This window comes from Lactococcus sp. FSL W8-0209 (assembly GCF_038006585.1).
GTDB classification, from domain to species: Bacteria; Bacillota; Bacilli; order Lactobacillales; family Streptococcaceae; genus Lactococcus; species Lactococcus lactis.
This window is the reverse complement of the sequence record NZ_JBBOVN010000001.1, coordinates 1,770,116-1,795,991: the sequence shown is the minus strand read 5'-3', so window position 1 is coordinate 1,795,991 and position 25,876 is coordinate 1,770,116. Positions and strand designations below refer to the sequence as shown.

The window sequence follows — 25,876 nt, the reverse complement described above, 5'->3', positions numbered from 1 at the left end:
GCACAGAGTAAGCTATAAAAAAAGCTGATAAAATGCTATAATAGATAGCACGCATTTTTGTGGAAAAATAATAAATAAACTATATAAAGAAAATTTAGAGGAGAAACTGTATGTCTTTGTTTTTAGATACAGCACGAATTGAAGTAAAAGCTGGTAAAGGTGGCGATGGTGCAGTTGCTTTTCGCCGTGAAAAATATGTTCCAGATGGTGGACCTGCCGGTGGTGACGGGGGAAAAGGCGGTTCTGTAATCTTTAAAGTTGATGAAGGAATGTCAACTTTAATGGATTTCCGTTATAACCGTATTTTCCGTGGTAAACCAGGTGAAAAAGGGATGAACAAAGGAATGCACGGTCGTGGAGCCGAAGATTTGATTGTTCATGTTCCTCAAGGAACGACTGTTAAAGATAACGAAACTGGTGATGTTTTAGTTGACTTAATCGAAAAAGACCAAGAATTTACGGTTGCTAAAGGCGGTCGCGGCGGTCGTGGAAATATTCGCTTTGCCACACCACGTAACCCAGCACCTGAGGTAGCAGAAAATGGAGAACCAGGAGAAGATAAAATTCTACTTTTAGAACTTCGTGTTTTAGCAGATGTTGGTTTAGTTGGTTTTCCATCTGTTGGTAAATCAACATTATTGTCAGTTGTTTCAAATGCGCGTCCTAAAATTGGCGCTTACCATTTCACAACAATCACTCCTAATATTGGAATGGTTCAAGTAGGTTATGGAGATAGTTTTGTTATGGCAGATATGCCAGGATTGATTGAAGGAGCGCACTCTGGTGCAGGACTGGGAATTCAATTCTTGCGTCATATTGAACGTACACGTGTCCTTCTTCATGTTCTCGATATGTCAGAACTTGAAGGACGAGATCCATACGAAGATTACAAAACAATCAATGATGAATTAGAATCTTACAATTTACGTTTGATGGAACGTCCACAAATTATTGTTGCAAACAAAATGGATATGCCAGAAGCTGCCGAACGTTTAGCTGAATTTAAAGAAAAATTAGCTGCTGATTTAGGTTTTGATAAAGAAATGCCTGAAATTTTTGAAGTTTCTGGCCTGACTAAAACAGGACTTCAAGGTTTGCTTGCACGCACAAGTGAATTACTTGCACAAACACCAGAATTCTTACTTTACGACGAAGATGAATTAGCGGATGAAACAGCTTATTACGGCTTTGAAGAAGAAGAAAAACCATTTAAAGTTTCTCGTGATGATGATGGTGGATGGCGCTTATATGGTGATAAGATTGAAAGACTCTTTATCATGACTAATTTTGATCATGATGAATCAGTTATGAAATTTGCTCGCCAAATGCGCGCGATGGGTGTTGACGAAACACTGCGTTCAATGGGAGCCAAGGATGGCGACTATGTTAGAATTCAAAAATTTGAATTTGAATTTGTAGATTAAAAATTTCAATATTTTCGGAGATTAAAAATGGGATTTAAAATTATTGGTGACCGTGACAAAGACGGAAATTTTATTGCCTCAGCCGATTATTGGACCGATGAACGGATTGATGACTTGTTAAAGAAATACAATCCTCATGGTAAATTGACTTTATCAAAGGCTAATCAAAAGAAAAACGATGAAAAAAAGACTGATTAATTCAGTCTTTTTTTACTGACAGCTAGAATAGTGACTTCTGTCAGTAATTTTAGGTTCAATTATTTCTTGAAAAATAACTTTATTGACCGTTTTGGATTGGTCAGCAACTTTATAAAGTGCATTACGTTGAAGGGTTTGAACTTGAAAAGTTGGAGTGATATTCAAAGATTTATTCAGATTATCAGTAATAATTTGATTGGGGTTAAAAGAAATATCATCGGGAATCAAAGAAAGAATTGCCGATTTTTCATAGTAGCGTTCCGAAATGTTTTGATTTGCAACATGAAAACTTAAAGCTTTAGGGACTTTGGGGGTTTCAATAGGAAATCCCGCAATGACAGCATTAAAAGAAATATGTTGACCAAAATTAACTTGCTTACTTTTATATTTTTCAAGCTCAGTCCTAAGCAAAAGTTCAGCTTCCTCAAAATTTAAATTAGGTTGATAATAAAATTTCTTGCGAATATTATTGGTAATCAATTCAAATCCGGTAATTCCAACAACGAACCCATTTGGATTACTTTCAAATTTTTTAAAATGACTTTGGGTAAGAACTTCATTGGTTGTAATTTGTCCATCTGAGATAATACTGATGAAATCAGGCAACATAACAATATTTATAAAACTCATGGCATAAAATCCTTAAAAAATTCTGTCAGCAAAGTGTTCAGTAAATTTTACTGATAGAAGAGGTCTTGATTTTCAAATGTTTCTTATCATTGTATCACTTTTGGTAAATTTTGTACTATATTTTCTCATAATAAAAAAACAATTTATAAAGTAATAAATTGTTTTTTTAGTAAACATAAAGATTTATGGAAAAAAACAGCAGAAAATTCTTTTTTATTAGCGGTGTTCTTTCCGAAAAATTGAAGTTTTTCTGAAAATTACATTAGAATTTATAGAGAAAGAGAGGTCTTTTATTGATTACAAAGATAAAAATTTGTAAATGTAAAGATTAAGAAAGGAAAGAATATTGAAAAAATTAGTATTAATTATTTTATTGCTATTCTCATCGTCAAATTTATTGACGACCATGGGTTCAGCAGATACAACAAGTTATGATACAAAAGGTCAAGTAGGATTTACGGGAAATTGGGTAGGACCAGAATCAAGTTCAAGTAGTAAAGAGAATCCTAAAAAAGACCTTCCAATTACTCAGACCATACTCCCAAAAACAGGAGATATGGAATTCTCATCAATGGTAACTAGTTATGTTGGCTTATTAATTTTGGCAAGCATAATAGTTTATAAAAAAGAAAGAGGGAGGTTAACTTTATAAAAAATAAATAATAGTCGATTACTGCACCTTTTTTAAGGATAAAACAAATGGAGAAACTTAATGGATAAACTAATTTTAAAATCAACAACACTTCTTGCCGGCATACTGATTTCTGCCCCTATGATAATCACAACCGCTAGTGCGGCGACTACAGGTGGGGATTACACTTCAAGTGCAAATTTGACTTTACAAGCAGGAACTGGTCCAGTCGACCCTCTTGATCCAACAGACCCAACTAATCCTGTAACACCAGTAGACCCAGGTACTCCAGGTGCTTCTGGAAATCTTACTGTCGATTATGGTTCAACCCTTTACTTCGGAACCCAATCAATTTCCACTCAATCTAAAACTTATTATGCACATCCTGATATGGTAAAAGATCAATCTAACGCTGTAAAAGTAGTGCCTAACTATGCTCAAGTAACAGACCAATCAGGTGAGCTATCAGGTTGGACATTAAGTTTAACACAAGTTTCAGATCTTCATATGACTACTGGAACATCAACAGATCCTGGATATGCACTTAGTGGTGCACAAATTAGCTTTACCGGAGGCACTCTCCTTGGAGGAAATGGTATTACCGCTGGGAAGCCAAGTGATGTTGTCGCTTCAGGAACGCTCACACCAGGAGTAGCAACAAAACTAGTTTCAGCTGCAAAAAATGAAGGAGCAGGAACTTGGTTATATAATTTTGGTGATGTAGATGCCTATGATGCAAGTTCAGTTGATACAGCCAATACCACAGATCATACTAAAGTGGCAACAAAATCAGCAATTAGTTTGGCTGTTCCTGCAGGTTTGATTGAGAAAGCGGCACCATATACTACAGATTTGTATTGGAGCTTGCAAGCCGTTCCAGGAAATGATTGGGATGGAAATACATCTGCGGTTACACCAGCACCATAAGTCTGATTTTGATAAAAGGAGAGAATAAATGAATAAAATTTTATTAAAATCAACGGTACTACTAACTGCTGCATTAATCGTGGGACCAATAATTGCCAGTGAAGCCGATGCCGCAAGCACCGGTGGAGATTATACATCAAATGGTTATGTTAACTTTGCTGAAGGGGACAATACTGGAATTAACCCCGTTGATCCTTTAGACCCCTCTGTCCCTGTAGGACCAACAAATCCTGATGGTACCGACCCAACACCCGGAACAGGAGGAGCACTTTCAATCGATTTTGCTTCAAGTCTAAGTTTTGGAACACAAAAAATTTCTTCAAAGGATGCCACATACTTTGCTCATGCACAGTGGATTAGCAAAGATAAAGATGGAAGTGCAGTTGATATGACACGTCCTAATTATGTTCAAGTTACTGATACACGCGGAACCTGGGATGGATGGACCTTGACTGTTGCAGAATCCGATCAATTTCAAAATACTTCAGGAGAAAAGCTAACCGGAGCAGAACTATCTTTTAGTAAAGGTTATACCGATGGAACCACTGCTGCAAAACCCGGTTATATCAATAACACTAATTTTGTTGTTAGTACAGCTGCTAGCAAAATTTTAGGAGCTGGTCCAAATCAAGGGATGGGAACTTGGGTATATGGTCTAGGAGCTAATGCAGATTACCAAGAAAATGGTGGAGCGCATCTGGGTAATGAAGCAGTTTCTACAGCATCACCAATCAGTCTTAAAGTTATTGCTGGTACAAATAAAGCGACGTCATATACGACACAATTAATTTGGTCCTTAACGAATACCCCAGGAAATTAAATGTTTATAATTTCTAAACTATGAAAAGGAGGGTACTGTGAAAAAAATAAGATGGTTAAGTATACCTCTCATCTTAATGACATTAGGATTGGAAATTCGAGTTAATGCAGCAGAGGTCCAAAGCTATAATTCGCAAGGAATAGTTGGTTTTGGTCCAGGTAGCGGAGTTCAACCCCCTGTTAATCCTAACAAACCTGATCCAACTTTACCTGTATTTCCACAAAATCCAGATGGTTCAAAGCCTAATCCAGGGGGAAATGGCTCACTGACAATTGATTTTGCTTCAAGTTTTGACTTTGGAAATCATAAAATTTCTAATAAAGATCAAACATATCTAGCTAAAGCCCAAAAGTATTTTGATTCTGAAGTTTTAACACCGAATTATGTTCAAGTAACCGATCGTCGAGGAACATTTGCCGGTTGGAACTTAAAAGTAGTCGAGAAAACACAATTTACTCAAATTGACTCAGGCCCTCAGAAGTACAAAGTACTTAAAGGAGCAACGATTAATTTAAAAAGTTCAGAAACAGCTTCTTTTACTAATGAAAAATCTCCCAAAACACAAACAATTTTGGGACTTATTCCCGGTGTTGAAACTCAAGTAGCTCTTGCCTCAACCGGCGAAGGAGCTGGAACTTGGGTAATTCGCTGGGGAAACGATTCAATGGTCACTGAAGATGGCTTAACAACAGCAGTTTCATTATTTGTTCCTGGAGATACCCCCAAGGATGCGACTGCTTACACTACAACTTTAAATTGGATATTGTCTGATTTACCGACAAACGTGCCAAATTAATTTGTAACACACATTATTATAGAAAAGAGGACATTATATGTCTAAATCAGTAACAAAATATCTCTCTCTAGCAACTTTAGGGATATTAGCAACATCAGTAACTCCACAACTTGCCAGTGCAGCTACAACACAATCATATGGCACGCAAGGAGAGGTGACTTTTACCGCCGGAACAGATACCACAGGTCCAGTTGACCCGCAAGACCCAACTGTTCCAGTAAAACCAACGGAGCCAGATGGTGTAAATCCAGTAGGACCGACAATGCCAGATAGTGGTTTAACTATTGTCTATGCTTCAAGTTTTGATTTTGGAAGTCATCCTATAAGCAATAAAGCAGAAGTTTACAACGCTGCTGCACAAAAATTAGACGATAATACGACACGTACCAACTATGTTCAAGTTGCAGATAATCGTGAGACTTTCTCAGGTTGGAATTTAAAAGTTCAAATGACCGACTTCACAACAGCAGATAGTAATTTAGTAGCGAACGGTCATGGTACATTAACAGGAGCAACAGTGACTCTAGGTGATGCTGAGATTCAAGGAGCTGGTACAGCAAACCCAGCAGATATCTCTTCAGCTACTACAGATTTGACACCTGGAGTACAATCAGCAACAATATTGGGAGCGACGGCTGGTCACGGCTCTGGTAATAGTTTACTTGACTTTGGGGGGAAAGATGGAGCTACAAAAGACACAGCCATCAAACTTTCTGTTCCAGCAGGTGTGGCAGGTGCAGCCAAGTATACAGCAGATTTAACCTGGACACTTGACGATACACCATCTAATTAATATTTTTAGTGGTGAGAAACAAGCAAGGGAGATTTCATGCAAAGAAAATATAAATTTAAACTTGTGACTTTTATAATGTTGCTATCACTGTTACCGACTATAAATTTTAATGGATTTTCTTCAGAAAGTAAAAAAGAAAATGTTAAGATAAATTCTCTTGAAAAGATGCTTTCTTCTCAAGGGGTGTCAGCAGCAACTCAGACACTTATAAATCGTCAAAGCGTGAGTCCCAGTGGCACTACTTTCAATGGAAATTCAGTTTCACAACCAAATCGTACTCCACTTCCACAAAATTCAGTTGAAGATGCGATAATGCCTAATAACTTTAGATGGCAACAAACTATCGCTAATCTAACGTTACCAACCAATCAAGTTACTGCTGTACAAAATGGAACAATTATAGGAAGTTATCCAACTACAGATGCTGGTGTTCAACAAGCGCTTTATGCAATGTATAGTGCAACTAATGCTAGCACTTCGGATTTTGTCTTATACTATGGAGCTAATACAACACTGAGTAATTCAGTCCTAAAAGCAGTAGTTTCTAATCCAAGCGCGACTAATATGACATTTTGCACACTAAAAGGGCATGCTAAAAGTTTAACCTGGATTTCAAATCCAGCCGATCTACTTACGAGCTCAAATAGTTCTCAGCCCTCAGGAACAAATTATACTGTAACCTTACCTTCAAATGTCTATTTTGGAGTTCCAACTATTTTTCGCAATGTAACTGTGGCTGCAAGTGGGGATAATATTTATGCCCAAGGGAACGCATTTGCAACGACAAATGGCTCATGGATAACTGGTGCTCCTAACATTTATGGTGGAACGGACAATAGTGATATATCTGGAAATACAAACCTATATATTGGAGCAACAGGAAGTACTGCGGGCTGGAATATCTATGGTGGTAATGCATCGGCTGGAACAATATCTGGTAATACTCATGTTACGATTGCCCAGTCATCATCTACTATAAATAGTGTAACTGGTGGAAGTGCATCAGGAGCAACAATTTCAGGAAATACAAACCTTGATATAAGTGGAGCTATTGCTTCTCAGATAACAAATATCTACGGTGCTGGAATTGGTACTTCTAATTCTCCTGTTAATGTGAATGGGAATGTTACAACTTATGTTAACTCAACAAATGGAAGTGCAAGATACCAACTTTATCAAGGTGGAACAGTTTATGGAAATATAAGTGGTTCAATCTATAATACTTTAAGTGGGGCAGGAGGATGGACTGGCGCAACTAGTAATATAAATGGTGCTGGTGGTCCAGCATCAACTTTTAACGCAGGTTCATTCCAAGGGAATATAGGGACATCTGGTGCCGGAAATGTTATCTCAAATAGTTACAATACATCATCCTTCACAACAGGTCAAGCTTTATTTACAGGTGGTAATGCTGGAACAGGCGCTTCATATGCTCAGGCAACCAACGCCACTACCGCGGCTCAAGGGATATTATATGCTAATATTACTAACTATATTAAATCTGCTTTTACAACTGGAACAGCTGGGGCAGTTTATGGAATAGTTGGTGGTAATGGTCATGATTCTCTAAAAATTTCTCCATCACAATGGGGACTTGGAAGTCAGACTGGTCTTGATAGTGCAGTTGGTGTAACAGATGCTAAAGCTTATGCACAGATTCCATCTACTACTGTAGTTTCAAATGCCCAAAAAATTACTAGTAATGCAATTTATGGCGATGTTTATACTTGGTTACAATCAGGTGTTATGTCAACAACATCGGGTGGTGGAGCAAACGATTGGACAGGTTATTCATATGGTGCAAGTTCAAATGGGTATCTACAAGGACAATCAGTTTTAGAAGCTGGAACGGCAAATGCTGATAATTCTGTTGGAGGTGCCGGAGTAGTATATTGTAGTGCAATGGGAGGTACCGCAGAAACAACTCTTGCAGCCCAAGGAACAGTTGCTTATGGTAAAACTGATACAAGTTCTGCCATTAATTCCGGCTGGGATTTATGGGGAGGCGGAGGAACGGTATGGACCTATCGTCAAGCCTTTTTACAAAACGGTAATTCCTATCTTATTCACAATAATGATATTGCCCGTTGGACCTATGGAGGTCAATCTAATGGTAGTCAGGTCGGAAATTCATACAATATTTTGAATGGGGCTATTGTTGATACTCTTGAAGGTGGTGGTTATACCGCAACTACAAAATGGGGAAATACTACAGCACAAGTCAATCAAGGGCAAGTTAATTGGTTCTTGTCAGGCGGTTCTTGGGGAGATTTGTATAATACTGGAAGTGCAACAGTAAATGTTTACAACGGATATATCAACGCTATTACCGGTGGAAACTATGGTCAAGCTGGAGTAGAGACAATTGCTGGTGATTCTACAGTCAATGTTTATGGAGGTGATTTCTCAGGTTCGCCAAGAACAGGAACAAAACAACTTTGCGGAGGTCCGTTCTTTAATGGGGCATCCTCGATTTTAGGAAATACAGCTTTAAATGTTGATTTGACAGGTTCAACTGGCTCAAGCTTCCAACTTCCTTCTGGTACATATTTATCAGGAGGAGCAGGTTATAACAATACTGTGACTCACGTTGGTTCTGGAGTAAATAACAGTATTAGTGTCAATATATCAGCAAATGCTGCATCCGGAAATGTCTTAAATGGTGCTGTTATTTACGGCGACGGGCAGTCAACTGGTTCAAATAGTACATATACAAATGTTGGTACAATCAACATGACCATTAACGCAGATGGCAACACTGTAGGTTCGGTTTATGCAACTAATTATGTAGCCATGCCAGCTTCAGGTCAAAGATACAATACGAATATAAAAATTGGGGATGGTACTACCATTTCTGGTACGATAACATCCGGAGGAAGTAGTGATAATCTAACTGATGCGATTGCCGCAGCTAATAACAATAAATCGGCTATTACATTAGGAAATAGTACTTCACATAACCCAATTACCATAAATGGTTCACTTATCAATTTTAACAGTGCAGAAATTACTGAAAAAGCAGTAGTGAATGTAGCAGGTTCTTTTAAAAATGGAGGTGGAGCTACAGCAGCAAACCACGCTGCAACTTACTCCAAACATGGTTCGATTCAAATGGATACTGATTCTACTCTTGGAATTACTTCAACATCATCCGTTGTATCAGCAAGCCAATTAGTTGCCTATCCAAATGCAATACTTTCTACACCCTATGTCCAAACATCTGGATTGATTAATTTATCCGATTTAGATCTTTCAACCAATAAGGGTAATCTATTTTGGAAGCCGATCGGTAATCCACCAACAAGTATTAGTAATACCTATAATGGAGCCTATTGGGGAACACAAGCGGCATTCCCAATTTTGACGTTTAATGGTGGAGATACTTCTACAAAATCTGGTGCAGTAAATATTAGTCCTAATAATTTTTCTGGTGTAGATTCAGCCAAAAATTATGCATTTTTAGGGGATTATACAATGTCTTCCCTCTCCACCCCAAGTAATCCAACTTGGATTGGTTATGTTGTTCCAGGGCAGGTACGTGTATATAATACAACTGGTGATGCAGATTCAGGAAATTGGCAACATCATTTAAAATCTAATGTTACAACAGGGAATCCCGTTGCTGGTCAAACGATGCAAGCATGGGCCTCGGTAGCATCTGATACTGATGCAAGTTCGATCAAAGTAATGTATGTGATGGGATATAGTGATAGCACAACAGCTCCCTTTAGCTTCACCGCTAAAGCACCATATTACATAAAATCTAGAACAGCCACGGCATTTGATGGAAAGATTTTAAATAATTATCCATCAACTAATCCTAATTTTGATGTCAATGCTGGAACTACTGGTGCTACACGTAACTTTGGTACGAGAGACTATTTTGTAGGAAATCAACAAGATGGCACAAACGATCAAGCAATATATGGAAGTTATATTGTACAAAATGTGGTTACTGGTAACACCACTAGTCTAAGTGCTGGAAACTATATCCTACCGAATAAAGGTTCGGCAATAAATGCATCATCATTGACTCAAGCACAACTCCAAAAAATTGTTGGTTTAAAAGGAGTGGGTGTAATGACAGATATTACGACGAGTGGTGATCCATTAAGTTCAATAAATAATGCAGGTAATACGATTCAAGATCCTACAACTAGTGATACTAATGTAAAAGATAAATCATATGCAGAAATACCTGTGAGCTGGACTTTGGGAAAAAGTTCAACTAATAGTAACATTGTTGTTGTACCACAGGCAGCAGTTATTTCATCAGATAGTCAGACAGCTCTTAATGTTTATGATGCAAGTATGACAAGTGATGATGCACACGATTTAAAAGATCAAAAAGATCTGGATGGTAATTGGACCTATGCTTTAGCTTTTAAAGCGGATGGAACGATAGAAGAACCAGTGATTAGCAGTCCGTCAAATTTGGTTACAACCTTGCAAACTATACAAGCCAATAATCCAATCATTGATGGAGATGGTAATATTCGTCCTGTTACTTATACTTATAATGGATTATCAAAAGATATTACACTTAATTTAACTTTTGGCTCTATAAGTCTTTCTACACCAAATTCTTACGACTTTGGTACATTAGACGTAAGTCCTAAACCATTAATTTCATGGGCCACAAGTCCTGCCAGTGATGTGATTGTTACGGACACACGGACAGGTTCTGCCTTGAAGCCATGGTATGTGAGTGTCGCACAAACTCAAGATTTAAAAGGTTTGACAAATAATAATAATTTGGCTTCATATCTTTTCTTCAAAGACAGTACAGGAAGTAAAGTAATTACAAGTGATGCCTTACAGATTTATGCCAATACTTCACCAACTACTGGTACTTTTAAGTTAAATCAAAACTGGAATTCAACCTCTGGTGAAGGAATCCAATTGAATATTCCGGTTGATCATCAAGAGAAGGGAACCTATGAGGGACAATTAACTTGGTCTTTAAATAATGTACCTTCTAATTAGTTGCGTATAGCAATTTTATACAAAGTGGGATTAGTCCTACTTTGTATAACGGACTTATTTTAATTTTATTATAAGATTTTAATCAAAATACTACAGAGATGTAGTTCTAGAAAGAGTACATAATGAAAATTTATCAAAAAGTTTTACTGATCATTGCCACTATATTTACTTTAGGGACTGTCAGTAAAGAAGTTCATGCAAATGAATTTAATTTTTCTGTGAACCCGGTTCTTCCAGAAAACCAAATTGGCGAGAGCGGATACTTTAATTTACAAATGAGTCCAGGACAATCGCAAACTTTGACGATTACTCTAAAAAATACTACTGACAAAACAGTAGTGGTTGAAGAAGAAATAGCTAGTGCGACAACAAATATTAACGGTGTGGTTGAATACTCACCAAATAAAATTAAAGCAGATTCAACACTAAAGTATAATCTAGTAGACTATGCCTCAATTCCAAAAGAAGTATCACTACAACCAAACTCTTCACAGCAAGTAAAAGTGAGTGTTACTATGCCAAAGGAAAATTTTAATGGTGTAATTGCTGGTGGAATTACTTTTAAAGAAAAGGACTCAGAGAAAACAAATTCAAATTCTAAGGGATTAAGTATTCAAAATAAATATGCTTACGTTGTTGCTTTACTGATGCAACAAAATAAAAATACTGTTGCGCCTGACTTGAAATTAAATAGTGTAGAGCCTAGTCAGGTTAATTATAGAAATGTAATCAATGCCAATTTACAAAATCCAATGGCTGGATATCTAAATCAAATGTATGTTCAAGCAGAGGTCAAAGGTTTAAGTAATTCTAAATTATCTTATAAGTCAAACAAAGAGATGCTGCAAATGGCACCAAATAGTAATTTTGATTATCCTGTTTCTATTGGTGATGGAAATAAGCTTGAAGCGGGTAAGTATCGTCTGTCGATGACAGTATATGGGCAAAAAAATAATGACGGAAAGTTCACTTATGTTGATTCAAAAGGAAAAAAACAAAAATTTGATTATCAATGGAAATTTACAAAAGACTTTACAATATTAGGTAAAACAGCAAGTAAATTGAATTCAAAAGATGTAACTGTTAAAAAGACTCCATGGTATGAAAATTGGCTTATCTGGTTAGGTTTATTATTAATTCTTTTAGCTCTTTTCTTCTTGTTCTTTATTTTATGGAAGAGACGTAAAAAAGAAGAAGAGGAGCAAGATTTAGAAAAAGAAAAATTAAAAGCTCAACTTGAAGAAATGAGAGAGCAAATAAGTAAAGAAGATAATTCTGATGAGATAGATGTTTAGGTTCTACTTAGATTTTTGAATCATGATTATTTACATTTATTAAAGTTAAGTAAAAGTAAAATAAATTGGAGGAGGTTTTTTATGGCCGAGAATCAGCTATTCTATCCACGGTTAGAAGAATTAATAAGAATATCAAAAAAATCTTTTAATCAAGTTGAAAGAGATCTAGGATATCCTAGAAATGCGCTTCATAATTATAAAAACGGTGTGGAACCTTCGGGAATTCGATTGATTGAATTGTCACATTATTTCGGAGTAACACCTGAGTATTTGCTAGGAATAAACAATGACCCAAAAAATAACGGAACCAGAATTATTTTTGAAAGTCTTAATGATTATCAGAAAAAAGATTTATGCATTATTTGTCAAGAATGGTTGTTGTCTTCAAAATAGAGTAAAGAAAGTATAAACTATAAATAAAAAAAGCCTTATAAGGCTTTTTTATTTATAAAAATTAATTAGAATTTAATTATTTTTTGGGGCGAACGAACATTGCATCCCCAAAACTGAAGAAACGATATTTTTCATCAATCGCATGTTGGTAAGCGTCAAGAACAAAATCACGGCCAGCAAAAGCAGCGACTAACATGACCAAAGTTGATTTTGGTAAATGGAAATTGGTGTTAAAAGCATCAACAACTTTCCATTCATAGCCAGGTTTAATGAAAATGTCAGTCCAGCCAGAATCGGCTTGGATATCCCCATCAAATTTACTACCGATGGTTTCCAAAGTACGGATTGATGTTGTTCCAGAAGCAACAATTTTGTGTCCACTAGCCTTAACAGCTCTCAATTGAGCAGCCGCCTCTTCAGTTAGACGATAAAATTCGCTGTGCATTTGATGCTCATCAACATTATCCACACTGACAGGACGAAATGTTCCCAAACCAACATGAAGTGTTAATTCAACAATTTTGACTCCTTTGTCAGCAATTTTTTCTAACAATTCAGGTGTATAATGTAGGCCAGCAGTTGGAGCAGCAGCAGAACCATTCTCTTTTGCAAAAACTGTTTGATAACGTTCTTGATCCTCGAGTTGTTCGTGGATATAAGGAGGAAGTGGCATTTCGCCTAAGCTTTCCAAGATTTCAAGGAAAATTCCATCGTATTTGAATTCAACAATTCGTCCACCATGATCAAGGACTTCTACAACGACAGCTTTCAAACGACCATCACCAAAAATGACTTCCTCACCAACTTTCATTTTGCGAGCTGGTTTTGCCAATGTTTCCCAACGATTTTGCCCCATATCTTTAAGCAAGAGGAGTTCAATATGTCCACCTGTTTCAGCGCGTTCACCGTGGAGACGGGCTGGGAGTACCCTTGTGTTATTTAGGACAAGAGCATCGCCAGCTTCAAGTTCATCAATAATATTATAGAAATGTCTATCTTCAAGCTCTTCAGTTTTAGGATCAAGAATCAACAAACGTGATTCAGAACGTTTTTCCAAAGGAGTTTGGGCGATCAATTCTTCTGGCAAATCAAAATCAAAATCATTTATATTCATAAGTTGTTTTTATTTTACTCCATTCCGTAAAAGGATTCTAAAATACATTTATTTCAAATTAGTTTAGTTGATTTATAGGTAATTTTTCTCTCAAATCACTAAATCAATTGGTTGATAAAAAAAGCAATGCATATTGTTTTATTATATCATTTTTTGGATAGACTAGCTTTAGGAAGAACGAGATTTATTGTATGATCAAAACACCGTTTTTGTAAGATTATTACTAAATAATATAAGAAGTTGTAAAAAAGAAATTTTAATATTACAATGGTAAAATAAAAATTAAAAGGAATTTTATGAAAAAAAGGAAAAAAATGATTGCTTGGATTTTAGTAGTTTTATCCGTTGTTTTGGTCGGTGGCTATTTTGCAATAGGAAACTATTTTTATGACTTAGCTGTTAACGCACGTACCAATAAATCTTTTTTAACTGCCGGGAGCAAACAGAAACCTCTTTCTAAAAAAGAAGAAGAAAGAAAAAAGGAAAATAAAATATTTTTAGCGGATGTAAAATCCGACGCTTGGTATGTTACCTCCTCTGATAAGTTGAAGTTGAAACTCTATGCTGCAGATTATAAGCAACCAACTAAAACAAATAAATGGGCTATTGTTGTTCATGGGTATGGTGGACAATCGACCGATATGGCAAGTTGGACACGTCATTTTTACAATAAGGGTTATAATGTTGTTACACCAGATTTAAGAGGGCATGGTAAAAGTCAAGGGGATTATATCGGTATGGGCTGGGATGACCGTAAAGATATGTTGCTTTGGATTGCCAAAATTATTCAAAAAGATCCACAGGCAGAAATTGTCCTATTGGGCGTTTCTATGGGAGGAGCAACGGTGATGAACACTTCAGGCGAAAAACTTCCCTCTAATGTCAAAGCAATTGTGGAAGATTGTGGTTTCACATCAACAGGCGATGTTTTTGCCTATCAATTAAAACAATTATATGGATTACCAAAATTTCCAGTTCTTTATGCGGCAAATACCGTTGTCAAAATGAGAGCTGGTTATGATATCTTTAAATCTTCGGCAATTAAACAAGTAGCCAAAAGCAAAATGCCAATTTTGTTCATTCATGGTGATAAAGATACTTTCGTTCCATTTAAAATGTTAAATCCTCTCTATGATGCAGCAAAAGTTGATAAAGAAAAGCTGATTGTTCATGGAGCGGGTCATGGAGAATCAGAAAAAGTTAATCCAGACTTATATTGGAGCCATGTTTGGAATTTTGTTGGAAAATATATGTCTTAATTGATTACAAGAAAGTCCTTTTTTAAAAGGACTTTTTATTTTTGTTAATGTATTTTTTGAAGACAATTTTTAGTTGACATGGAGATAATTTATGATATAATGAAAGTGTAGAAAAATTGATATATACCAATTTAGAAATGGAGCATATAAAATGAAAGTTATCGTAGTAAAAAATCAACTTGAAGGTGCAAAAATCGGACTTGACCTTCTTAAAGAATCAATGGCTAATGGCGCTAAAACATTGGGACTTGCAACAGGCTCAACACCAGTAGAATTTTACAACCAAATTGTTAACTCAGACCTTGATTTTACAGACATGGTTTCAGTAAACTTGGATGAATATGTTGGACTTGACGGTTCAAATGATCAATCTTACCGTTACTTTATGACTAAACATTTGTTTGGAGAAAAACCATTTAAAGAAAACTTCTTACCAAATGGTAAAGCAGCTGACCTTGAAGCAGAAGCAAAACATTATGACCAAATTATCGAAGAAAATCCAATTGATTGGCAAATTCTTGGAATTGGTCAAAATGGACACATTGGTTTTAATGAACCAGGAACACCTGCTGAAATTACAACTCATGTTGTTGACCTTCAAGAAAGCACAATCAAAGCCAACGCACGTTTCTTTGAATCAGAAGCAGATGTACCACGTAAAGCAATTTCAATGGGACTTGCTTCAATTATGAAATCAAAAAATATTGTTTTGATGGCTTATGGTAAGGAAAAAGCTGAAGCAATCAAAGGAATGGTTGAAGGAGAAGTGACAACAGAGCTTCCAGCATCAATTCTTCAAAACCACGATAATGTTACTGTTATTGCTGATGAAGCAGCTGTTTCATTGTTGAGCAAATAAAATAAAAAAAGTCCTGTCAGGACTTTTTATTTACTGACAGAAATTCTGTCAGTATTTTTTTATCTTTTTTTATACTTACGGTGATTATCAACGACTTCTGAAACGGAGTAATCTGTCTCATCATTGAAAGAAATATTATGATTCAAATCTAAATATTGATTGAACATGTTTTCGTATTCAGGAATTGATAGACGTGTTCTTGCATCCAACATTGATTGATGCTCGATTTTAAGTAAATGATTTTCGTAACCTTCAACAAGTTCACCAGAGAAAAATTCAGCAACAGTACCAGAACCATAACTAAAAAGCCCAATACGCTGACCAGCACTCAATTTATCAGAGTTTTCCAAAAGTGAAATCAAACTCAAATAGAGAGAACCGGTATATAGATTACCCACACGACGATTATAAACGATACCATGTTCAAATTGTTCCATTAATTCTTCAGCATTGGCTGGCTTTTCTGATTCAAGCATTGGCAATAAAGCTTTTTTACCCATTTTAGTATAAGGGGTATGAAAAGCGATAGCTGTAAAGTCTTCAAACTTTAAATTTGTTCTATGGCTATACTCTTTCCAGATTTTAGCAAAAGCATCGATATATGTTTCGTTTGAAAACTTACCATCAACAGAAGGATAAGCCTGACCAAAAGGACGCCAAAAATCATAGATGTCTTGAGTTAAAGCAACGTTATCATTATTTAAGGCCAAAATTTTAGGATTGGCCGTGATAAGCATTGCAACACTTCCAGCTCCCTGAGTAGGTTCTCCACCAGTATTTAGCCCATATTTGGCAATATCAGAAGCAATAACTAAAACTTTAGTATCAGGATTCAAAAGAACATGGTCGCGAGCAAGAGCAAGGCCAGCAGTAGTTGCATAACAAGCCTCTTTCATTTCAATGCTTCGAGCAAAAGGTTGAATGCCAAGCAAATCGTGAACAACAACGGCTGAGGCCTTTGATTCATCAAGACTTGATTCAGTACCAACGATGACCATGTCAATGGCATTTTTATCTTCCTCAGTCAAAATACTTGCTGCCGCGTTAGCAGCAAAAGTAATAATATCTTGAGTAGCAGGATTGACTGCCATTTCATCTTGCCCAATACCAATTTGGAATTTTGCAGGGTCAACATTACGAGCATTTGCTAAATCCCTCATATCAACAAAAGTATTTGGGACAAAAAATCCAAGTTTATCTATACCGACTTTCATATTTTAAAAATTTCCTCACTTATTATTATAAAAGAAAGGAACTCCTTTCAATGTCTTTGGAATGCTTTAATTTTATCATAAAAATACGTTAAATTCTTTGCTAAGATGTTTTCTTTCTATAAAATACACACATTTAATTTTTTGTTTAATTAATAAAAAATGGAATTAAGTAAATAGTATGTATTTTAAATAGTACAAAAAATGCTTGAATAGAGTCATTGATTAGATATTGTTTATTAATTTAATGTAAAGAGACTTTGACAAAAGTAGTTTAAAATATGCTATAATGGCTTTCGGAGGTTCATTCGTGAAAGAAATTGTAATCATTGACGCCTTAAGAACACCAGTTGGAAGATACGACGGTGCTCTTGCTGAATATTCAGCAGCAGAACTTGGAACACATGTTGTTTCAAACTTATTGTCAAAACATGAAAATATAAAATCAGATGTTGAACAAGTTATTTTTGGAAATGTTCTTCAAGCTGGTAATGGTCAAAATATAGCACGTCAAATTGCGATTCATAGTGGTTTATCTAATACAGTGCCCGCTTCAACAATCAACGAAGTTTGTGGTTCAGGAATGAAAGCAGTGATTTTAGCCAAACAACTTTTACAGCTTGGTGAAGCAGAAGTTGTAATCGCTGGTGGGACAGAATCTATGTCTAATGCCCCAATTATAAAGAATCGAAAAACTCAAGAAGAAACATTAAGTATGTTAAATGATGGCTTAGTTGATGCCTTCTCAGGAATTTCTATGGGAATTATTGGTGAAACTATTGCTGAGCAATTTGATATAAGTCGAGCAGACCAAGACGCTTTTGCACAAAACTCTCAAGAAAAAGCGGTCGCTGCAAGTCAAGCTGGAATTTTTAAAGAAGAGATTGTTGCGATTGGAGAAGTCGGAGTCGACGAAACACCACGTCCTTCTTCTAGTTTAGAAAAATTAGCCACTTTAAGGACAGCTTTCAAAGAAAATGGAACTGTGACAGCAGGTAATTCTTCTCCTGTTAATGATGGAGCTTCAGCTGTCATTCTTGCAACAAAAGACTATGCTGAAAAACATGGGATTCCGTACCTAGCAGAATTAGTTGATAGTACAGAAGTTGGAATTGACCCTGCTATTATGGGAGTTTCACCAATTGAAGCTATCAAAAAATTAATTAATCGTTCAGAGCTTGAACTTTCAGATATTGACCTGTTTGAAATTAATGAAGCATTTGCAGCATCAAGCCTTGCTGTCAATCGTGAACTTGGTTTAAATGAATCACAAGTTAACATTTATGGTGGTGCAATTGCACTAGGTCATGCTATCGGTTCAAGTGGTTCTAAAATTCTCACGACTTTGTCTTATGCCTTAAAACGTGAGCAAAAACGCTATGGAATTGCAAGTCTTTGTATCGGTGGAGGCCTAGGTTTGGCTGTTCTTTTAAAAAATCCTAACCTTTAAAAATGATTGTGGTTTAAACAAGTAATTTTTAAGAAATTAATGGAGGAATTGCCCAGCTTATCTGGGCATTTTTGGAAAATATGAGAAAAAAATTTTATCAAATGTCGCCCAAAGAGCGATTAGATTCATTGAATCTGTCAGGAGATACTCAGGAAATTTTGAGTGAAATGGCTTTAGATACAAATATTTTAAACAATCTAATTGAAAATCAAATTTCCGAATTTGAATTGCCGATGGGACTTGCTCAAAATTTTGTCATTAATGGAAAAGAATACATCGTTCCGATGGTTACAGAAGAACCATCAGTTATAGCTGCTGCGAGTAATGGAGCAAAAATAGCGGAAAGTTTTACGGCTAAAATAGATGAACGGTTAATGCGTGGGCAAATTGTATTTTATGACGTAAAGAAACCAGAAGAAATTATTAAGAAAATATCTGAATGCAAAAATGAAATATTTGAACAAGCTAAGCTTTCGTATCCTTCAATTATTAAGCGTGGGGGCGGTTTGAGAGAAATTTCGAGCAGACTTTTTTCAAGTGAGAAATTTATTTCAGTTGATTTCAAAGTGGATGTCAAAGATGCAATGGGTGCCAATATTATTAATTCTATATTGGAAGGTGTAGCAGCACTTTTTCGTGGCTGGTTTTCTGAGGAAAAAATTCTGTTTAGCATCCTTTCAAACTATGCAACTGAATCTTTAGTAAAGGTGAGCTGTGAAATTCCAGTTGATGCTCTTTCAAAAAAATCAAATGGTTTAGAAATTGCTCAAAAAATTGCAGTTGCTTCACAATACTCAAAAATTGACCCTTACCGTGCTAGCACACACAATAAAGGAATTATGAATGGGATTAATGCTGTAATTCTTGCGACAGGAAATGATACGCGAGCTATTTCAGCAGCAATTCATGCTTATGCAGCAAAAGAAGGGACATATCAAGGTTTGGCTAAATGGGAAGTTCATGCCGAAAAGTTATTTGGAGAGTTAGAAATTCCTTTACCTGTGGCGACCGTTGGTGGTGGGGTGAAAGTCTTACCTAAAGCACAAGCGGCAATGGAAATTTTAGGAATCACAGATGCTAGAGAACTGGCCAAAGTTATCGCCGCAGTTGGTTTAGCACAAAATTTAGCAGCTTTGCGCGCACTTGTTTCAGAAGGAATTCAACAAGGACATATGAGCTTACAGGCTCGCTCTTTGGCATTATCCGTGGGTGCAAAAGCAGATGAGATAGCAGTCATAAGTCAGCAACTTCGGCAGGAAAAAGTGATGAATCAAGAAGTAGCTCGCCGTTTATTAAATAGTCTCAGAAACTAAAAAAGAACTGTCAAGATTTTTTCTTGACAGGGCGAAATTAGTCTGCTATAATATTAAATATAATAAAAATAGAAATAGGAAATATAAAATGTCTGTAAAAATTCGTTTGACTCGTATGGGTTCTAAGAAAAAACCTTTCTACCGTATCAACGTTGCTGATTCACGTGCTCCACGTGATGGTAAATTCATCGAAACAGTTGGGACTTATAACCCACTTGTAACTGAAGAACAAGTAACTCTTAAAGAAGAACGCGTATTGGAATGGTTGAGCAAAGGAGCACAACCTTCAGATACAGTTCGTAACCTTCTTTCAAAAGCTGGCGTTATGAAAAAATTCCACGAATCAAAACTTTCTAAATAATTTTTGAGATAAGCTGCTTTTTAGCAGCTTTTCGTGAATAAAGAAATCACATATATTGAACTTGAAGATTTTTCAAGTTAGAGTAGAGGTAAGAAATGCAAAAAGATGTGAAAGAATTAGTTTTAACAATTGTTAAACCATTGGTTACTCAACCAGATGAAGTCTCTTTGGAACTCATTGAGGGTGAGGAATTTATGGAATATCACCTTAAGGTTGCAGAGGGTGATATCGGTCGAATTATCGGACGTCAAGGTCGGATTATTCAAGCAATTCGCACAGTGGTTTACTTTGTTCCTGTAGAAGGGAAAAAAGTTCGACTTCTTGTTGATCAATAAGAATTAGAGGCTCACTTAGTGGGTCTTTTATTTTTGTTACTGATTCGGCTTTTAATTATTTTAAAGTAAATTAAATATTAAAAGAGTTGGAAGAGTGAGGTTTTTTAGATTAAACGAATATTTCTAATAATAATCAAAGACTTCTTTAAGATTCACTTTAATTGTATGAAAAATTATGTTAGAATGAAAAATATTGATTAACAATTGTAGAAACAATCGGTTATAAATATAAATAAACTGATTTTTTATATAGGTGGAATAATGGATAAGAAAAAAGGAATCTTATTAGTAGCTTTGGGAACTCCGCGCTCATGTGAAGCAGATGATGTGAGGGATTATTTAAAAGAATTTTTGGGTGAGCCTCTTGTTATACAAAAACCAAGATGGCTTTGGTTGCCAATTTTAAATGGAATTATTTTAAAAGTTAGACCGCAAAAATCAGCAGAGATGTATAAACAAATCTGGACAGATGAAGGTTCCCCTTTGATGATTTACACAGTAGCGCAAGCAAAACAACTACAGGATATGCGCGAAGATTTTGATGTTCGTTTTGCCATGACTTACGGAGAGCCACGCATTGATAAAGTAATCGCTGAGATGAAAGAATCTGGTGTTGAAGAAATTACTGTTCTTCCACTTTACCCTCAATATTCTTTAACAACAGTTGAACCTGTAATTCAACAAGTTAAAAAAATTGATGATAAGATAAAAGTAATTAGAGATTTCCACAAAGTAGAATCTTATAGCGATTTACTGGCAGAGTCTATTAGAGAAAAGTGGCAAGCAAATGACTATGATAAACTGGTCCTTAGCTATCATGGAATTCCCTTGTCCTACGTGACCAAGAAAAAAGATGCTTATGAAGAGCAATGTAAAGAAACAACACGTTTGGTAGTAAGTAAACTTGGCTTGAGGGAAGAAGAATACGAGCATACTTATCAATCAAAATTTGGTCCTGAAAAATGGTTAGAACCTGCGACTATTGATAGAGTTGCTGAACTTCCCAAAGAAAATGCTAAAAAAGTATTGATCTGTTCACCAGCATTCGTTGCAGATTGTTTAGAAACTTTATTTGAATTAGAAATTGAAAATAAAGAAGTATTTGTTGAAAATGGCGGAGAAACATTTGATTTTGTTCATCCTTTTAATGACTCTTTAGACTTTACTAGAGTATTAAGTGAAGTAGTTGAGCAAAATAGACTCTGAGAAATAAAATCATTATTTTATTAGTTTTGGCCTTTAAATTTTATAACATTACTAAAGAGAAATAGGATTTGTTATAATGGTTCATAATATGCTAAAAATAGTAAGGAAATCCAATGAAAAAACAGTATGAAATTGTTTCAATGAAAGACCATTACCGAATTCGCCTTGGAATTTTTGAGCCAGACCAAAAAGCAAAAGCGGTAGTACAATTAGTTCATGGATTTGGTGAATACACAGGTCATTATCTCTATTTAATTAATGAATTAGTCAATGCTGGTTTTGTTTGCCTAATGCACGATCAGAGAGGACATGGCGTTTTAGCAGCTGCTAACCCAAAACTTCAAGGACGAGCTAGAGCTTACGAGAGCCTAATTAGTGATGCCTTAGAAGTGAGGAAGATAATTGGTAAAAAGTATCCAAAACTTCCGGTTTATCTGTTTGGACATAGCATGGGTGGAAATATTTCACTCAATGTTCTTCTGAGAAATATTGAAAATCAAAAACTTTACCAAAAAGCAGTAATTGAATCTCCTTGGCTAGCGCTGACAAATCCACCAGCCGTGCCGCTTCAAAGACTGGCAGGTTTTTTAGGAAAAATAAGTCCAAAAATTCGAGTTCGTACAGGTTTAAAAGTTGAAGCAATTTCTCACCGAAATGATTTAGTAGATTTAGTAACTAAAGATGGAATCTACCACGAACTTCTTTCTTTGCGACTCTTTTCACAGATTATGGAAGCGGGGCGTTTTGCACAAAGTCAGGCTGGAAATTTGAAAATACCAACTTTATTATTCTGTGGTGAGTCAGATCAGATTTGTTCGCCCGTGGTCATTCGTTCATTTGCAAACAATGCTGGGAAAAACTTAGAATTAATAGAGATTGCAGATGGTTACCATGCACTCCATTTAGATACAGAGGCAGAGAATTTTATTGAAAGAACTAAAGATTTTTTTCTAAAAGAAAATTTTTAATTAGTATCAAAATAAATATAATAAAAGAGTCATTCAATTTGATTGGCTCTTTTATTAATTAAACTAAGGGGGAATTTTTTTCATTCAAGGAAAAGATAGCTTTCCTTGAATAATAGACTTAAAAAATAGTTTTATTTAAATCAGGACTTATTAGGTATGGTATAATTGTAGAATGGAAAAATTTTACAAGGTAGGAACAATTGTTAACACACAAGGACTTCAAGGAGAGGTTCGCGTGATGCCATCGACAGATTTTGCTCAAGAACGCTTCTCAAAAGGTTCAGTTTTGGCACTTTTCGATGATAAGGATAATTATATTCAAGATTTAAAGGTGAAGTCTGGTCGCCCACAAAAGAATTTTTATGTCGTTAAATTTGAAGGATTTTATCATATTAATGACGTTGAAAAGTATAAAGGATATATTGTCAAAATTGCAGAAGAAAACCAAGAGGATTTAGATGATGGCGAATTTTACTATCATGAAATCATTGGCAGTGATGTTTATGAAAATGATGTCCTAATTGGTCAAATTTCTGAAATACTTCAACCAGGGGCTAATGATGTTTGGGTTGTTAAACGTAAAGGAAAACGTGATTTATTATTGCCTTATATTCCGCCAGTTATCTTAAATGTAGATGTGAGTCAACACCGAGTGGACGTATCTATTATGGAAGGATTGGATGACTAGAAATATGAGAATTGATATTTTAAGTATCTTTCCGGAAATGTTTGGCCCACTTAATCAGTCAATCGTAGGTAAAGCTCAAGATAAAGGTATTTTGGAGCTACATACACATGATTTTCGAGAAAATGCAACGAATAAACAACGTCATGTTGATGATATGCCTTATGGTGGTGGTCAAGGGATGTTATTAATGCCACAGCCAATCTTTGACACAATGGATAAAATACCTCAGAAGTCTGAAAAACCTGCGCGTGTTATTCTTTTAGACCCAGCTGGGAAAAAATTTGACCAAAAAATGGCCGAAGAATTATCTCAAGAAGAGCAATTAATTTTTATTTGTGGACATTATGAAGGCTACGACGAACGTATTAAAACATTGGTGACGGATGAAATTTCATTGGGAGATTTTGTTTTAACTGGTGGAGAAGTTGCAGCAACGGTGATGGTTGATGCGGTTGTGCGTTTAATTCCGGGTGTTTTAGGAAAAGTAGCTAGCCATGAAGATGATTCTTTTTCTAGTGGACTTTTAGAATATCCGCAATATACTCGCCCAGAAGATTTTAGAGGGATGAAGGTTCCTGAGGTATTAATGAGTGGTCATCATGAAAATATTCGTAAATGGCGGTTAAAAGAATCTTTGAGAAAAACCTTAGAACGCCGTCCAGATTTATTGGATAAATATCAAGCTAATGAAGAAGAGTTAAAAATGCTACAATTATTGCGTGAAAATGTTCAAGATGTGGTAGAATGAAGTAGTGTTAAGATTTTAGTTGAATATTGGGGAATATCCTTTAAATTTGGATGATGAAATCTTTGTTCTTATTGTTCATATCTGGATATAACTAAATTTATAATAAAAAAATAGGGGATTTTAAAATGGCTTTAACGATCGAACGAGAACAAGAATTTGTTAACCAATTTCATTATGATGCTCGTAATTATGAATGGGAAAAAGAAAATGGAACACCTGAGACTAATCTAAATGTTCAATTTCAACTTGTTCCCAAAGAACAACTTGAAAAACTTGGTGAAGGTGACACTGGTATTCACGCTGTTTTGACTTACTTGATTGTACTAGATAATATTGTACTTTCTGGTTTTGTGAGTCAATTGAACTATGTACGTGGTCAAATTATTAAGGAACAAGAAGAACTTGAACAAGAGGAATTAGCCCAACTTGCGGCGCCTTTGTTTGAACTTCTTAAACGCTTGGTCTATGAAACAACAGAGGTTGCCTTAGACCAGCCTGGAATAAACTTGGAATTTTAATTAATAGAATAGAATTTATGAAATTAGCTGTTATTACTGACTCTTCGGCAGATTTTGCTGAAAAATATAAAACTTACGAAAATCTTTTTGTCTTAGATATTCCAATTTCCATTGATGGAGTGGATTATGATTTGCAAAAAATTTCTCATGAAGAATGGTACGATCTTATGGCGGAGGCCCAAGAAGTACCTAAAACTTCGCAACCTAGAGTTGCTGAACTTGATAGACTTTTAAAAGACTTAGAAAAACAAGGGTATACTCATGTTTTAGGTCTGTTTTTGCCAGCAGCAATTTCTGGATTTTACCAAAATATTTTTTACTTACAAAGTGAATATGAGCAAATGAAAGTAGTATTTCCTGAAACTTTTATTACCTCAAGTCCGTTGGGCTATATGGTGGAAACAGTATTGGATTTGGCAGAAGCTGATGTCGAATTTGAAGAAATTATCGCAAAGTTTGAAGAACAAAGAGACGGTGACCGTGCTTATATGCTTGTCGATGATTTGCATTGGTTAGCAAAAGGTGGACGTTTGTCTAATGGTGCGGCTGTGCTTGGGACTTTATTAAATATTAAGCCTGTGCTAACTTTTAGTACTGAAGGTAAGGTTGAAGTTTTTGAAAAAGTTCGGACTGTGAAAAAAACGATGAGCCGGATGAAGGAACTTTTGTTAAAAGATGCCAAAGATCCTTTGGCATACAAAGTTTATGTTATTCATACTAGAGCTGAAGATCGGGCACAAGAATTATATGATTATGCATTATCTCAAGGTTTTGATGATGTGGAAATCGTCACTTTTGGGCCTGTTATCGCAACTCATTTGGGCTTGAATACAGTGGCTTACGGTATTTCACCAAAAAAATAAAGCACGTTTTTACGTGTTTTTATCTAAAAATAAATATTCTGAATAATAAAAATAATAGCTACTTCTATAAAATACTAATTTCTTTATAAA

At 35.6% G+C, this 25,876-nt stretch carries 25 protein-coding genes; 22 read left to right on the top strand and 3 right to left on the bottom strand.

Going from position 1 to position 25,876, the window contains the following annotated elements:
• The first annotated feature begins 110 nt into the window (after positions 1 to 110).
• Both obgE and MKX45_RS08815 read left to right on the top strand, forming a co-directional pair.
• A complete protein-coding gene (gene obgE, locus MKX45_RS08820) occupies positions 111 to 1,424 on the top strand; it encodes a GTPase ObgE (protein WP_057719990.1) in 1,314 nt (437 codons plus the stop codon).
• A 27-nt stretch (positions 1,425 to 1,451) separates the two neighbouring features.
• Entirely contained in the window at positions 1,452 to 1,622 is a 171-nt protein-coding gene (locus tag MKX45_RS08815) for a hypothetical protein (protein WP_012898204.1), read from the top strand.
• 12 nt (positions 1,623 to 1,634) lie between these two features.
• On the opposite strand, the gene MKX45_RS08810 is transcribed toward MKX45_RS08815, so the two are convergent.
• On the bottom strand, positions 1,635 to 2,252 hold the full coding sequence (locus tag MKX45_RS08810) for a hypothetical protein (protein ID WP_015426742.1): 618 nt from the start codon (positions 2,250 to 2,252) through the stop codon (positions 1,635 to 1,637).
• A 346-nt stretch (positions 2,253 to 2,598) separates the two neighbouring features.
• Between MKX45_RS08810 and MKX45_RS08805 the strand changes: the two genes are divergently transcribed.
• The 8 genes from MKX45_RS08805 to MKX45_RS08770 all read left to right on the top strand — a co-directional run bounded on the left by MKX45_RS08805 (position 2,599) and on the right by MKX45_RS08770 (position 12,893).
• Positions 2,599 to 2,904, top strand: a complete 306-nt coding sequence (locus MKX45_RS08805; protein ID WP_057719989.1) for a hypothetical protein — start codon at positions 2,599 to 2,601, stop codon at positions 2,902 to 2,904.
• A gap of 60 nt (positions 2,905 to 2,964) precedes the next feature.
• Positions 2,965 to 3,810 (top strand): WxL domain-containing protein, encoded by an 846-nt coding sequence (locus MKX45_RS08800; RefSeq protein WP_057719988.1) that lies wholly within the window; start codon positions 2,965 to 2,967, stop codon positions 3,808 to 3,810.
• A 28-nt stretch (positions 3,811 to 3,838) separates the two neighbouring features.
• Positions 3,839 to 4,630, top strand: coding sequence for a WxL domain-containing protein (locus MKX45_RS08795; protein WP_012898201.1), 792 nt, complete (start codon positions 3,839 to 3,841; stop codon positions 4,628 to 4,630).
• A gap of 37 nt (positions 4,631 to 4,667) precedes the next feature.
• Entirely contained in the window at positions 4,668 to 5,426 is a 759-nt protein-coding gene (locus tag MKX45_RS08790; RefSeq protein ID WP_057719985.1) for a WxL domain-containing protein, read from the top strand.
• A gap of 37 nt (positions 5,427 to 5,463) precedes the next feature.
• Entirely contained in the window at positions 5,464 to 6,219 is a 756-nt protein-coding gene (locus MKX45_RS08785; RefSeq protein ID WP_340817040.1) for a WxL domain-containing protein, read from the top strand.
• Positions 6,220 to 6,255: 36 nt separating this feature from the next.
• Positions 6,256 to 11,205 (top strand): beta strand repeat-containing protein, encoded by a 4,950-nt coding sequence (locus MKX45_RS08780; protein ID WP_340817039.1) that lies wholly within the window; start codon positions 6,256 to 6,258, stop codon positions 11,203 to 11,205.
• Positions 11,206 to 11,327: 122 nt separating this feature from the next.
• Positions 11,328 to 12,500: a DUF916 and DUF3324 domain-containing protein gene (locus MKX45_RS08775; RefSeq protein ID WP_340817038.1), complete on the top strand. Its 1,173-nt coding sequence runs from the start codon at positions 11,328 to 11,330 to the stop codon at positions 12,498 to 12,500.
• A gap of 81 nt (positions 12,501 to 12,581) precedes the next feature.
• On the top strand, positions 12,582 to 12,893 hold the full coding sequence (locus tag MKX45_RS08770) for a helix-turn-helix domain-containing protein (RefSeq protein ID WP_340817037.1): 312 nt from the start codon (positions 12,582 to 12,584) through the stop codon (positions 12,891 to 12,893).
• A 76-nt stretch (positions 12,894 to 12,969) separates the two neighbouring features.
• On the opposite strand, the gene queA is transcribed toward MKX45_RS08770, so the two are convergent.
• Entirely contained in the window at positions 12,970 to 14,007 is a 1,038-nt protein-coding gene (gene queA / locus MKX45_RS08765) for a tRNA preQ1(34) S-adenosylmethionine ribosyltransferase-isomerase QueA (RefSeq protein ID WP_057719977.1), read from the bottom strand.
• Positions 14,008 to 14,303: 296 nt separating this feature from the next.
• Here queA and MKX45_RS08760 point away from each other — a divergent pair, with 296 nt between their 5' ends.
• Entirely contained in the window at positions 14,304 to 15,266 is a 963-nt protein-coding gene (locus MKX45_RS08760) for an alpha/beta hydrolase (protein WP_057719975.1), read from the top strand.
• A gap of 151 nt (positions 15,267 to 15,417) precedes the next feature.
• Positions 15,418 to 16,125, top strand: a complete 708-nt coding sequence (locus tag MKX45_RS08755; RefSeq protein ID WP_015426732.1) for a glucosamine-6-phosphate deaminase — start codon at positions 15,418 to 15,420, stop codon at positions 16,123 to 16,125.
• Between the two features lie 59 nt (positions 16,126 to 16,184).
• Here the strand turns inward: MKX45_RS08755 and MKX45_RS08750 are convergent, their stop codons facing one another.
• On the bottom strand, positions 16,185 to 17,339 hold the full coding sequence (locus MKX45_RS08750; RefSeq protein ID WP_057719973.1) for a hydroxymethylglutaryl-CoA synthase: 1,155 nt from the start codon (positions 17,337 to 17,339) through the stop codon (positions 16,185 to 16,187).
• Positions 17,340 to 17,646: 307 nt separating this feature from the next.
• On the opposite strand from MKX45_RS08750, the gene MKX45_RS08745 reads away from it, so the two are divergent.
• From MKX45_RS08745 to MKX45_RS08700, 10 genes are all read left to right on the top strand, one after another.
• The gene (locus tag MKX45_RS08745) at positions 17,647 to 18,786 is read left to right on the top strand and encodes a thiolase family protein (RefSeq protein WP_010906036.1); all 1,140 of its coding nucleotides are present in this window, start codon (positions 17,647 to 17,649) and stop codon (positions 18,784 to 18,786) included.
• 80 nt (positions 18,787 to 18,866) lie between these two features.
• Entirely contained in the window at positions 18,867 to 20,099 is a 1,233-nt protein-coding gene (locus tag MKX45_RS08740; protein ID WP_057719968.1) for a hydroxymethylglutaryl-CoA reductase, degradative, read from the top strand.
• An 88-nt stretch (positions 20,100 to 20,187) separates the two neighbouring features.
• Complete coding sequence (gene rpsP, locus MKX45_RS08735) at positions 20,188 to 20,460, top strand: 30S ribosomal protein S16 (protein ID WP_003130711.1); 273 nt, start codon at positions 20,188 to 20,190, stop codon at positions 20,458 to 20,460.
• Positions 20,461 to 20,555: 95 nt separating this feature from the next.
• A complete protein-coding gene (locus tag MKX45_RS08730; RefSeq protein WP_003130710.1) occupies positions 20,556 to 20,795 on the top strand; it encodes a KH domain-containing protein in 240 nt (79 codons plus the stop codon).
• A gap of 261 nt (positions 20,796 to 21,056) precedes the next feature.
• A complete protein-coding gene (gene hemH, locus MKX45_RS08725; RefSeq protein WP_340817035.1) occupies positions 21,057 to 22,001 on the top strand; it encodes a ferrochelatase in 945 nt (314 codons plus the stop codon).
• Between the two features lie 113 nt (positions 22,002 to 22,114).
• Positions 22,115 to 22,969, top strand: a complete 855-nt coding sequence (locus tag MKX45_RS08720; RefSeq protein ID WP_057719965.1) for an alpha/beta hydrolase — start codon at positions 22,115 to 22,117, stop codon at positions 22,967 to 22,969.
• A 172-nt stretch (positions 22,970 to 23,141) separates the two neighbouring features.
• Positions 23,142 to 23,657, top strand: a complete 516-nt coding sequence (gene rimM, locus MKX45_RS08715; RefSeq protein WP_012898171.1) for a ribosome maturation factor RimM — start codon at positions 23,142 to 23,144, stop codon at positions 23,655 to 23,657.
• A 4-nt stretch (positions 23,658 to 23,661) separates the two neighbouring features.
• Positions 23,662 to 24,405: a tRNA (guanosine(37)-N1)-methyltransferase TrmD gene (trmD, locus tag MKX45_RS08710; protein WP_015426727.1), complete on the top strand. Its 744-nt coding sequence runs from the start codon at positions 23,662 to 23,664 to the stop codon at positions 24,403 to 24,405.
• Positions 24,406 to 24,530: 125 nt separating this feature from the next.
• Positions 24,531 to 24,923 carry a DUF1149 family protein gene (locus MKX45_RS08705; RefSeq protein ID WP_015426726.1) on the top strand — a complete coding sequence of 131 codons (393 nt, stop codon included), beginning with the start codon at positions 24,531 to 24,533 and terminating at the stop codon, positions 24,921 to 24,923.
• A 17-nt stretch (positions 24,924 to 24,940) separates the two neighbouring features.
• Positions 24,941 to 25,786 (top strand): DegV family protein, encoded by an 846-nt coding sequence (locus tag MKX45_RS08700; RefSeq protein ID WP_015426725.1) that lies wholly within the window; start codon positions 24,941 to 24,943, stop codon positions 25,784 to 25,786.
• Positions 25,787 to 25,876: the final 90 nt, after the last annotated feature.